The following is an 11,818-nucleotide window of genomic DNA, read 5'->3' as shown; positions in this document are numbered from 1 at the left end:
AAGATGGTCAAAGTTAAAATTTGTGGCTTAATGCGTCCCCAAGATATTGAAGCCGTTAACACAGCTGGCGCCGACTTTGCCGGGTTTGTCTTTGCGCCCAGTCGCCACCAAGTGACACTGGCAACTGCATTAGCACTCCGGGCACATCTAAGCCCCGCCATTCCAGCCGTTGGCGTCTTCGTTGACGAATCTGTCGATGATATTTTAGCAGCTTATCAAGCTGGCGCCATTGACATCGCCCAACTTCACGGCAAAAGTACGCCAAAAGAGATTGCCAAGCTGCAGGCGGCCGGCCTCAAAGTCATTCAAGTATTTGAGCGGCAAGCAATCGATCCGACATCCCGAGCAGATTACGTGATGGTCGACAGCGGCAAGGGCAGCGGCCAAGTCCTTGATTGGCAGCCAATGCCTCATTTTAGTCAACCACTGATTTTGGCTGGCGGCTTGACCCCTGCAAACGTCGGCCAAGCTAGTCGTATCGTTAATCCGGATATCGTCGACGTCTCTAGTGGCGTCGAAACCCACCAAATGAAAGACCCAATTAAAATAAACGCCTTTATTAAAAACGCAAGAGAGGAATACGTCCTATGACAAAATTAAAAGCAGAAGCTCAAAAGACCCGTGCCGGAATTTACGCCGGTACATATGGCGGTCAGTACATCCCAGAAACCTTAATGACCGAATTAGAGAAGGTCGATCATGCCTTTCATACCTTAAAGGATGATCCAGCGTTCAAAGCCGAACTCCATGATTTATTAGTCAACTATGCCAACCGGCCATCCCTGCTATATTATGCCAAAAACATGACTAAAGACCTTGGTGGTGCCAAAATTTACCTCAAGCGCGAGGATTTAAACCATACTGGCGCGCACAAGATTAACAATGTGATTGGCCAGGCCTTGCTGGCTAAACATCTGGGCAAGAAGCGCTTGATCGCCGAAACCGGTGCCGGCCAACACGGCGTGGCCACGGCAACCATCGCGGCATTGTTCGGCATGGAATGTGAGATTTTCATGGGCAAGGAAGATACGGATCGCCAAAAGCTCAACGTTTACCGAATGGAATTATTAGGCGCTAAAGTTCATCCGGTAACCACTGGCTCAATGGTTCTAAAAGACGCGATCAATGCCGCCTTGCAGGAATGGGCAACCCGTTCGGAAGATACCTTCTATGTCATGGGTTCAGCGGTTGGCCCCTACCCATTTCCAGAAATCGTCAAGCACTTTCAAAGCGTGATTAGCAAGGAATCCAAAGCCCAATTAAAGGCTAAGGAAAACACCCTGCCAGACATGGTTGTTGCCTGTGTTGGCGGCGGCAGCAACGCTATTGGCAGTTTTGCGGATTATATTGATGACCCAAGCGTCAGATTAGTGGGGGTTGAAGCTGCCGGCAAAGGCGTTAATACTGACCAGACCGCTGCCACCATTGAGCGAGGATCAGTTGGCATCTTCCACGGCATGAAGTCGCTCTTCTTACAAAATGAGGATGGCCAAATCAACCCAGTTTACTCCATCTCGGCCGGCTTGGATTATCCCGGCGTTGGGCCAGAACATGCCGCCCTGGCCAAAGAAGGCCACGCCCAGTACGTTGGCATTACTGACGACGAATCTGTTCAAGCCTTTGAATACATCGCTAAACAAGAGGGCATCGTGGCCGCCATCGAAAGCTGCCACGCCATCGCTTACGTTGAGAAAATTGCTCCGACGATGCGCAAAGACCAAATCATCGTCTGCACCCTATCCGGCCGCGGCGATAAAGACGTTGCCAGCATCGCCAAATACAAAGGAGTCGATATTGATGAGTAATCTAAGTGATATTTTTAAAAATCATAAAGCTTTCATTCCATTCGTCGTGGCCGATGACCCTGATTTTGACACCACGGTTAAAAACATCATTGCTTTGGCAAAGGGCGGCGCAGACATCGTTGAAGTGGGAATCCCCTTTTCGGACCCAATTGCCGATGGGCCAGTTATCCAATCAGCTGATTTAAGAGCTTTTGCGGCCGGCGTTCGGACTGAAACCGTCTTTGAAATTGTTGACGCCGCCCGCAAACAGACTGACGTGCCGATTGTTTTTCTTACCTATTTAAATGTCGTCTTCAAGTATGGTTACGATGCTTTTTGTCAACGATGCCAACAGTCAGGCGTTGCCGGCTTAGTAATTCCTGATATGCCCTATGAGAGCCGCGACGAAATCCTACCGGCAGCAACCCAAGCCGGCATCGACATCATCCCATTAATTACGCCAACTTCAGGGCATCGAATCGAAAAAATTGCTCGGGCGGCCAGTGGCTTTATTTACGTTGTTTCTTCACTTGGAATTACTGGTGAACGAAACGAATTCTTTACGGGATTGAAGGATTTGGTTGCCAATATTAGACAGTATACCGACGTGCCAACGGCCATTGGTTTTGGCGTTCACACTCCGGACCAAGCTAAGACAATGGCTGGAATTGCCGATGGGGTGATTATCGGCAGCGCCATTGTAGACATTGTCGCTAAAGAAAAGCAAAACGCACCGCAAGCGATTGAAACTTTCACTAAGTCGGTTCGAACTGCAGTGGACGCGAGTCAAGGAGCGCGCGTTTAACAAGGTGCGTCCTTAATTAACCATCATGCAGCGTGAAACCAACCGCATTAAATTGCCGCATAATCCAAAAACACGACCATCTCATAAATTGGGAGAGTCGTGTTTTTTGTCAGTTTCATTGACTTGATAAGCTGTCAATTAAGCCAGCACTACTTTTGGGCGTCGATTACCGCTCGTTGCGCCGTTGCAATTCTTAATAATAAAGCGGCTTCGGCCGGATTAGTCGTTTGGGCGGCAAATTTTCGCAGCAAGTCGTCATTAACGTGGGCATCGGTGATGGTACCACTTTTATTTTGTATTTTTTCCGCATGGCGGCCAACCTTAGTCGTCAGTTTAGGCGCAAATTCGTTGAAGTAAGTTGCTGAATACCGTAACGTTTTGGCTTTTTTTCGAATTTGGTGAACGCGCGCGTAATCGTTGAAGTCTACTTGCCGGTACTTTTTCTTTAGCTTTTGATAACGCCGGCGAAATTCTTTTAAGACATAAGCTGACCAACCTGTAGCTGAATCTAAGTTTAAGTCCCGCAACGCTTCTCGTACCCGGTCCAAATCGCTAGTCAACCGCTGTTGCACCGATTCGGCTAACACTCGCTGCATTTCTTGGCGACGCTTATCATGGAAGTCTTCGAATAAGGCCGCGATCTGTGGCTGAGCTTCAGGATGGGCATAGGCATAGTCACCCGCCTTATCAATCAGCACATCAATTTCTCTTAGGGGGCCAAAGAGCTGAGCAGCTTGCCCCAACGTCTGGTCAAGATCTGTAAAAGTCGCCGGTGGCAAGCGCCGTTTCAAAAATTTCAAGAGGCCCCGCAAGGCTCTAATGGCCACCCGCAAATCATGAACCCGCTCAGCCGAGTACGGGTTATTCAAGAAACGAATGCGTTCGGTTTGAATGAGCTGATACTGATCGTTTAAGATTGTTTGAACTGATTTCATGGATTAGCCTCCCTTCGGCGCTTTCAATAACGAATCACTTAAGTTACGTCTAAGATAGCACAAAACGATGGGAACGGTTACAAGAAATGTCCAAAATTATTCTGGTACCCCACAAGCAGGCAATCGCTTATTTGCATCACTTGCCACAATTAAACTAAAAAATCGACTATTTTAACGATTAGTTGCGTGAAATTACGGCCAATTTAGTTCATAATGATTGTTATTGGTTTGCTAACTTATGATAATGCGTGCTTGTATTTTTCATGAGTAAGCAGTAGTATAGTTCGGTACCTAATTAAGCGACTAATTATTATTTTTACACATTGGAAGGAGTATGAACATGCTGAAAATTGCCAAGAACCGAGTTTCCTACCTGGCAGTCCTAGGAGCAGTCCTCTTCATGACCATTCAAGTGATTTCCAACTTGAATCTGCCCAGTCTGACGTCTGATATCGTCAACAACGGGGTTGCCAAGGGGGATATTCCCTACATCTGGAAAGTCGGCGCCGAAATGGCCGGGTTTTCGCTCATTAGTATCTTCGCGGCGATTTGCAACGTTTTTTTGGCAGCCAGAACTTCTCAAAAGCTCGGCCAAAATTTACGGAGCGACGTTTATCGAAAGGTCATCAACTTCACCAAAGACGAATATGATCAAATCGAAACGTCCTCGTTGATCACCCGGACAACCAACGACGTGGTTCAAATACAAAACGTGGCCATTATTATGCTGCGGATGATGCTAATGGCGCCAATCATGCTTATTGGCGCAAGTTTTTTGGCTTACACCAAAGATCACCAGCTCACAATGATTTTCTTGGTGGTTCTACCCATCATGATTGTATTTGTCGGTCTCTTACTCTATTTTTCTGTTCCGTTATTTAGAGCGATGCAGACCAAAACCGATAAAATTAATCGGATCTTTCGGGAAGGTTTAACCGGGGTTCGAGTCATTCGCGCCTTTCGTCAAGATCAATTTGAACAAGACCGCTTTGAAGATGCCAACCGCGACTACACCGATAACGCCATTAAAGTGAACACCATTATCGCCTTGGCCTTTCCAGTCATGACTTTAATCATGAGCGGCACTAACGTTGCAATTGTTTGGTTTGGCGCCAGATTAATCGGCAGCCAAGCCATGCAAGTCGGCAACTTAATCGCGTTCATGAGTTATGCCATGCAGATTCTAATGAGCTTCATGATGCTCTCCATGGTGTTTGTCTTTATCCCTCGGGCTCAAGCTTCGGCCAAACGGATTCAGACGGTCTTAAACTTAAAATCAACTATGAAGCAAGCGGCCAAACCGGCAGTAATTGATCCCCATGCTAAAAGTCACACCTTAAAATTCGACCATGTCGACTATCGTTATCGCAGTGCTGAACAACTTGCACTCAGTGACATCGACTTTGAAGCTCACAGTGGCCAAACTATCGCAATCATCGGCGGAACTGGCTCCGGCAAAACGACGCTCGTCAACCTAATCCCCCGCTTCTATGACGTCGACAAAGGTGAAATTGACTTAGATGGTCATAACATTAATAACCTGTCAATGACCAACCTTCGTGATCAAATTGCGCTGGTGCCGCAAAAAGCCACCCTATTTACCGGTACGGTCCGCGATAATATGAAATACGGCAACGATAACGCCACAGATGATCAAATCTGGCACGCTTTAGAAATTGCCCGGGCCAAAGACTTCATTCAAGAAGATCCCAAAGGCCTTGACATGCAGGTTGAACAGGGCGGCGATAACTTCTCTGGCGGCCAAAAGCAGCGGCTAGCCATCGCCCGGGCCTTAGTTAAAAAGTCAGCCGTTTACGTTTTTGACGACTCCTTTTCCGCATTAGACTTCAAAACTGATGCTGATTTGCGGGCGGCTCTACGCGCTGATGAACATATCAAACAAAGCATTACGGTGATTGTTGCCCAACGAATTGCCACGGTAGCTGATGCCGACCTGATTTTAGTGCTGGATAACGGCAAATTGGTCGGTAAAGGCACCCACGATGAACTTCGGGCCAATAACCAGATTTATCAAGAAATTATTCATTCACAATTACGAGAGGAGGATGACAAATAATGGCTGAAAAGGATTCAACCCCGACCCCGCCCGCAAATCGAAATCACGGTGGCCGTGGCGGGTTTCAAGGCGTCGTTGAAAAGCCCCATAACTTCTGGGGAACCACTGCCCGCCTACTCAATTACATGCAAGATCGCCTGATCGGATTGATTTTAGTGATGGCGTTTGCCATTATTAGTGTCATCTTCCAAATTCGGACCCCAAAGATCTTGGGGGAAGCAACAACTGAGATTTTCAAAGGCTTAATGAAAGGAACTGCCCAGCAGAAGGCCGGCTTTAAGATTGGCTCGCTGCCAATTAATTACGAGAAGATTTTTCAAATCATTTTGATTGTGATCGTCATGTACTTGGCAGCAGCTGTCTTCAGCTTCTTGCAGCAATACATTATGACCCGGATCTCTCAAAATACGGTTTATAAGCTTCGGCGGCAAATGAAACAAAAGATGCGGCTGGTGCCAATTAAATACTACGATACGCATAGCAACGGCGATATCATGAGCCGGGCCGTTAACGATATGGATAACATCGCCAGCACGCTTCAGCAAAGCTTAACCCAAGCGGTAACCAGCTTCGTCACCTTCATTGGCACGCTTTGGATGATGTTTACCATTAGCTGGAAATTAACCCTGATTGCGCTGGTTACCATCCCATTAAGCTTGGTAATCGTCGGAATTGTTGCCCCAAGGTCACAAAAATACTTTGCCGCCCAACAGAAGAGCCTCGGCCTGTTAAATAACCAAGTCGAAGAAAACTATGCCGGCCAAATTGTCCTCAAGAGCTTCAATAAGGAAAAGGACACCATCGATCAGTTTGAAGTCCAAAATAAAAAGTATTATCAGGCTGCTTGGAAGGCCCAATTTATTTCCGGGATTATCATGCCGTTAATGATTTTCTTAAACAACATTGGCTACGTCTTCGTTGCCGTGGTTGGCGGGATTCAAGTTGCCAATGGAACCGTGACGCTTGGTAACGTGCAGGCCTTCTTGCAATATACCAACCAATTCTCCCAGCCAATTTCACAACTTGCCAACTTGATGAACACGATTCAATCGACCATTGCTTCGGCCGAGCGGGTGTTTGAAGTTATCGATGAAGAAGAGATGAAGAATACCAAAGCCAGCCGGCCAGTGGAAAAAGGCACTGACAATTTGGTTGAATTGGAACACGTTCAATTTGGCTATGAGGATGAGCTCTTAATGAAAGACTACAACCTCGCAGTTAAACCAGGGCAGCAAGTTGCCATTGTCGGCCCGACCGGGGCTGGTAAGACAACCATCATCAACTTATTGGAACGCTTTTATGACGTGAAGGGCGGTAGTATCCGCCTCAAGGGCGTCGACACGCGTGACTTGGATCGAGAAGCTCTGCGGGCACACTTCGCCATGGTGCTGCAAGATACCTGGTTATTTACCGGTTCAATTTACGACAACATCAAATACGGTCGAGAAGCTGCCACTAAAGATGAAATTATCGAAGCTGCTAAAGCCGCTCACGTCGACGAATTTGTTCGTAAGCTCCCAAATGGCTATGATACTGTCCTAAATGAGTCAGCCTCAAACATTTCTCAAGGTCAGCGTCAGTTAATCACCATTGCCCGGGCATTTGTGGCGGATCCAGAAATCCTAATCTTGGATGAAGCCACCAGTTCAGTTGATACCCGGACTGAAGTTCAGATTCAACACGCGATGAGTACCTTACTAGAGAACCGAACCAGCTTTGTGGTTGCTCATAGGCTTTCAACCATTCAAAATGCCGACAACATCATCGTGATGAACCATGGTGCGGTCGTTGAAACCGGCACTCATAGCGAGTTGCTTGCAAAGAACGGCTTTTACGCTGACCTTTATAACAGTCAATTCTCAGATGACGTGTCGTTTGATTAGGGGAGAGGGATGCAATGACGAAAAAATTAATTGGCTTATTAATGACAGCCGCTTCGCTCATCTTATTTTTGAGTGGCTGTGGGGCCCCAACATTGACCGTTGCCAATCACCATTTAAGCGCTAACGCTTTGGCCGTGACGGTCAAGGGCAAGAGCAACCAAAAACAAGTCCATTATCAAGTGAATAACGGCTCAACCAAAACGGCGAAAACGCAAAACGGGGCGTTTGTGATTAGCGTCCCCACCAAACATGATCAGCAAACCGTTAAGTTAACAACGGCTGGTAAGCACCAAAAAGTGACGGTCGAAAAGGCCGCGGTCGTTTCAAATTATGCCAAGATGCAAAAAGCCTATAACCAAGCGCTAACCGGCGCGGCGTTATCAAAAAAAGACCAACAACTTGCCGCTCAGTTGGCTAAACAGGCCGCTCAACTGAAAAAGTCATCCCAAGCCCTAAAGGCAAACAAAGCCACCGGGATGGCTGCCATGCAGCAAAAAACTAAACAAGCCGCTGCACTTCAACAGCAAGCCCAACAGCTCAAGCAACGTCAAGCACAACTAGCACCAGCAATGAAGCAAGCCAAAGCAAATGTGGCGGCTCAATTGCTGCCAACTAACCCCAAAGATGGGGTTCACAATTTAATTTCAGCTGATAAGTTAACGCTAAGGGCTAATGTGGATCACAACCAAGTCTTGGGAATTGCCATGATGGTGCCAGTTTCCAGCCTGAAGCATCAAAAAGACTTGAAGCCATTTATCACGTCGTTTTCAATCCTGGCAGATAGTGTTGGCGCCAATGCCAAACATGTCCTCAAGGATTTCCAAAAAGCTGCAAAGGCTAAGAAATCTAGTTCAACCACCGCACCGACGTTCTATTCGAATGGGGTTCGGTTTAGTTTGGGATATTCGACTACGACTTTGTTTGTGTTTGTGACCAGAAAGTAAGTTATAAAAAAGATCGTCTTGCTTTTCATGAAGCTGTGACGATCTTTTTTGGTGTAAACTTTTTACGGCCTATGAGAGGGGCTGTATACCGGAAAAAAACTGATCCTTTGGTATCTCATTCTAGCAAACCTGATTAATCCAATCTCGGTTGGATTAATCATCACCTAGTTTGCCCATTGGCTGAACAAACGCTGATATTCCTCCATTCATTATTTAAATGCCGCTAAAAGGGTGTCAAAATAGCTTATTGTAGGCTAATTAGCCTGCAAATCAAACTGATTAACGTACATGATGACGTACGTTACAATTAGGCTAATAACGTAATGAACCACTGAAAGAAGGAATCCCCATGGAGAAGGTTATTAACCCAACTAAGGCCCGCGCTGAATTGTTTGCTTTAATTAAAGCTGCTAATCAAGACTCTAAGCCTGTACTCATCGCTGGCAGTGACGATGAGAAAAGTGCTGTCTTGATGAGTAAGCGGGACTACGATGCTTGGCAAGAAACATTGGAACTGGTAATGAATGGTCAACTGCCTGATGCCCTTAAACGTCAGGATGATCCAGACGTTGATCTAGATACAATGATGCGAGACATCGATCATGAATAAATGGCAGCTAAAAATTAAGTCAACTGCCAAAGGCGATCTAAAAAAAGTATTGAAGCGCCCTTTACGCCCATCATTTGAACGCATTAAAGCAACGCTTGCAATCGACCCGTTTTCACCAACCCAATCCTTCGAAAAGCTGACACCCCCGGCGGCTAGCTTCTATTCCCGCCGAATTAATGGTCAGCACCGAGTTGTTTATACCATTGATAAAGACAATAAAGTGGTCACGATCTACTCTTGCTGGGCGCATTACGAAAGTGGTTTCCTCGACATGAGTGGTAAATCTAGTGCCCGAAAAGACTGAACGACCTTTATCCAAAAAGCTAATGCCAAACTAAAAACGCTAGACTAGATAAAAATCTAGTTTGGCGTTTTTTTTCATACTCTTAATCATCAGCGGTTTTGCTTGCCAACGCTTTTACATACTGTTTAAAATCGACAGTCGAACCATTTATATTAGCGCAAATATCATCGCATCCCACACACAGTGCAAAATTGTACTCGGCCACAAATTCTTTGAGCGATAAAAGACCCAGCCAAAAATTAACCCCAGTGGCAGAACCGTCAAGACATTATTCAACCACCCCATCATCGACAAGTGGTCAACGAAATAAATTGGCAAGTGAATGCCTAGAAATAGGAGTGCTTGAATGATGTTCGCGGTCATAAAGGCGTAGCGGTGCAGTAATCGATTCATGAAGTATCCCCGAAAGATGAATTCTTCGGTCACTCCCGCAATTAGGGCGACCCCAATGAATCCATGACGCTCACGGGTAAACAAGTCTGGCATAATGGTTAGCGAATGATGTTCATAGATAGCAGTTACTAAAAGATAACCGACAAATAAAATGAGCAATTCCCAAAACAAGGTTGGAAAGTGACGATTATATAGTTTTCCACTCAACCACAGCTGAGCTCGATCTGAATGAAGCCACCAAATCCCCAACCCAAGCCACACGATAGATTTGATCACCGTATTGACAATGAAGTCAGCATCGTTTGCGGTGGCTGGTAGTTTGATAAGTTCGCCGTACAAGTAATCTTGGACACCCAACCAGATGAGCCAAAGTATGGCATATTGGCTGGCTAGATTTGCGTACCAATTAGTTTGTTTCAATCTTTCCTCTCCTAACTATTTATTAGAATCAGAGGGTTCCAAACTAGCGTTCAATTGTCAATCACGTTTTGACACGTAAAGTGGTCGCCTAAAAATTCGAATCAAAATTTAGCCGATTATCTCATCATCTAATAGTGGTGCATTTGTTTTTTTCAGGCGTCTTTTTTATCGGTTAAACATTAAAGTAAGTCTGCTTCTCCCAGTCAGTGACACTCAATTGAAAACGGGTCAATTCTGTTTGCTTAACTTGCAGATACTTAGAAGTAACGCTCCCCAAAGCTTCAAAGAGTGCTTGATCAGCTTGCAAATTTGTCAACGCTTTGGGCAACGAGGTTGGGAGTTGGGTAATCTGCGCGGTGCTTCGTTGTTCAGTTGACATATTATAAATATTGTCTTCAACGTTCTTAGGCGGGGTTAATTTATTCTTGATGCCGTCCAAGCCAGAAGCCAGGATTGCGGCAATTGCCAAATACGGGTTGGCCGCCGGATCACCACTTCGCAATTCAAACCGGGTTTGCGGTCCGCGACCATCTGGCACTCGAACCAAGGCCGTCCGGTTGGCGATAGCCCAAGCAACATAGGTTGGCGCTTCGTATCCTGGAACTAATCGTTTATAACTATTGATGGTGGGGTTGGTGATCGCAGTGAACGCTTGGGCATGCGCCAAGATGCCTGCCAAATAGTGCATTGCTAATTCTGACAAACCGTTTTTGGCATTCGAATCATCAAACAAATTCCGAGAATCATCAAATAGCGACGTGTTCAAATGCATCCCTGAACCGTTCACACCAGATTTGGGTTTCGGCATAAATGTAGCCCGCAGTCCATACTTAACCGCAACGGTCTTCGTAGCCAATTTCAACAATTGAATCCGATCAGCTGTTTTGACTGCATTATCAAACTTAAAATCAATTTCACATTGTCCGGGAGCAACCTCATGGTGGTTAGCGACAATTGAAAAGCCCATCGCCTTTAACGTGTTAACCGTTTCTCGCCGACAAGCCTCACCACGATCATCTGGGTAAACATCAAAATACGATGCCTGATCGTTTAGTTGATTGGTTGGCTTACCAGCTTCATCAGCCTTGAATAAGAAATATTCCATTTCCGCACCAACGTTTAAGTGACCGCAACCAATCTCGCTTAGAGAAGCATCCAGGCGTTTTAAAACAAACCGCGGGTCGCCGACAAATGGAGTGCCATCACTATTGTGAACGTCACAGATCATTGAAGCCGTTTTGCCACCCGTCGTAATCCAAGGATAGACCGTCCACGTATTCAAATCAGGATATAAGTACATATCAGAATTCTGAATCGGTAAAAAACCGGTGATTGATGACCCATCAATTTTGACTTGATTATTCAATGCGACATCTAACAAATCGATTGGGATTTCGACGTTTTTCAACGCCCCATTGAGATCAGAAAAGCTCATTCTTAAATATGCAACATCTTCGTCTTTGGCTAATTTCCGAATATCATCAGCAGTTTTCATCAAAAGCCCCCGTCATAATCGATTTTTAAGGTCACTCTAAGCTTTTTGTTAGGGATTCCTTAATTGATATTATACACGTTATATCTTCTGACATCGGATGTTTTTATAATTTTTTTAGTAAATCTCATAAATCGTGTAGCGCCCTAACGTCTTAGCTAATTTGACTTT

General features: G+C 45.7%; 11 protein-coding genes. 8 read left to right on the top strand and 3 right to left on the bottom strand.

Annotation, left to right across the window (positions count from 1 at the left end; all coding sequences use genetic code 11):
- Nucleotides 1–3: 3 nt before the first annotated feature.
- Genes YK48G_RS03965 through trpA form a run of 3 tightly spaced genes read left to right on the top strand, consistent with a single transcriptional unit; the run spans nt 4 to nt 2,589 of the window.
- Entirely contained in the window at nt 4–591 is a 588-nt protein-coding gene (locus YK48G_RS03965; protein WP_203629408.1) for a phosphoribosylanthranilate isomerase, read from the top strand.
- Nucleotides 588–1,805, top strand: coding sequence for a tryptophan synthase subunit beta (trpB, locus tag YK48G_RS03960; protein WP_203629407.1), 1,218 nt, complete (start codon nt 588–590; stop codon nt 1,803–1,805). The genes YK48G_RS03965 and trpB overlap by 4 nt, the downstream gene beginning before the upstream one ends.
- Nucleotides 1,798–2,589 (top strand): tryptophan synthase subunit alpha, encoded by a 792-nt coding sequence (trpA, locus tag YK48G_RS03955; RefSeq protein WP_203629406.1) that lies wholly within the window; start codon nt 1,798–1,800, stop codon nt 2,587–2,589. Before trpB ends, trpA begins: the two co-directional genes overlap by 8 nt.
- Before the next feature lie 149 nt (nt 2,590–2,738).
- Here the strand turns inward: trpA and YK48G_RS03950 are convergent, their stop codons facing one another.
- Complete coding sequence (locus YK48G_RS03950; protein WP_203629405.1) at nt 2,739–3,524, bottom strand: CHAD domain-containing protein; 786 nt, start codon at nt 3,522–3,524, stop codon at nt 2,739–2,741.
- Between the two features lie 340 nt (nt 3,525–3,864).
- Here YK48G_RS03950 and YK48G_RS03945 point away from each other — a divergent pair, with 340 nt between their 5' ends.
- From YK48G_RS03945 to YK48G_RS03925, 5 genes are all read left to right on the top strand, one after another.
- Nucleotides 3,865–5,601, top strand: a complete 1,737-nt coding sequence (locus YK48G_RS03945) for an ABC transporter ATP-binding protein (RefSeq protein WP_203629404.1) — start codon at nt 3,865–3,867, stop codon at nt 5,599–5,601.
- On the top strand, nt 5,601–7,484 hold the full coding sequence (locus tag YK48G_RS03940) for an ABC transporter ATP-binding protein (RefSeq protein ID WP_203629403.1): 1,884 nt from the start codon (nt 5,601–5,603) through the stop codon (nt 7,482–7,484). Before YK48G_RS03945 ends, YK48G_RS03940 begins: the two co-directional genes overlap by 1 nt.
- 14 nt (nt 7,485–7,498) lie before the next feature.
- The gene (locus YK48G_RS03935; RefSeq protein WP_203629402.1) at nt 7,499–8,428 is read left to right on the top strand and encodes a hypothetical protein; all 930 of its coding nucleotides are present in this window, start codon (nt 7,499–7,501) and stop codon (nt 8,426–8,428) included.
- A gap of 349 nt (nt 8,429–8,777) precedes the next feature.
- Nucleotides 8,778–9,038, top strand: a complete 261-nt coding sequence (locus tag YK48G_RS03930) for a type II toxin-antitoxin system Phd/YefM family antitoxin (RefSeq protein WP_203629401.1) — start codon at nt 8,778–8,780, stop codon at nt 9,036–9,038.
- Nucleotides 9,031–9,342, top strand: a complete 312-nt coding sequence (locus tag YK48G_RS03925) for a Txe/YoeB family addiction module toxin (RefSeq protein ID WP_203629400.1) — start codon at nt 9,031–9,033, stop codon at nt 9,340–9,342. The genes YK48G_RS03930 and YK48G_RS03925 overlap by 8 nt, the downstream gene beginning before the upstream one ends.
- Before the next feature lie 147 nt (nt 9,343–9,489).
- Here YK48G_RS03925 and YK48G_RS03920 read toward each other — a convergent pair whose 3' ends face one another.
- Nucleotides 9,490–10,155, bottom strand: coding sequence for a CPBP family intramembrane glutamic endopeptidase (locus YK48G_RS03920; RefSeq protein ID WP_203629399.1), 666 nt, complete (start codon nt 10,153–10,155; stop codon nt 9,490–9,492).
- Nucleotides 10,156–10,327: 172 nt separating this feature from the next.
- Nucleotides 10,328–11,650 (bottom strand): type I glutamate--ammonia ligase, encoded by a 1,323-nt coding sequence (glnA, locus tag YK48G_RS03915; protein WP_203629398.1) that lies wholly within the window; start codon nt 11,648–11,650, stop codon nt 10,328–10,330.
- Nucleotides 11,651–11,818 lie beyond the last annotated feature (168 nt).

The sequence above is a fragment of the Lentilactobacillus fungorum genome, from assembly GCF_016860605.1.
Classification (GTDB): Bacteria; Bacillota; Bacilli; order Lactobacillales; family Lactobacillaceae; genus Lentilactobacillus; species Lentilactobacillus fungorum.
The sequence above is the reverse complement of the archived record's forward strand: the minus strand, read 5'-3'. Positions and strand labels throughout refer to the sequence as shown.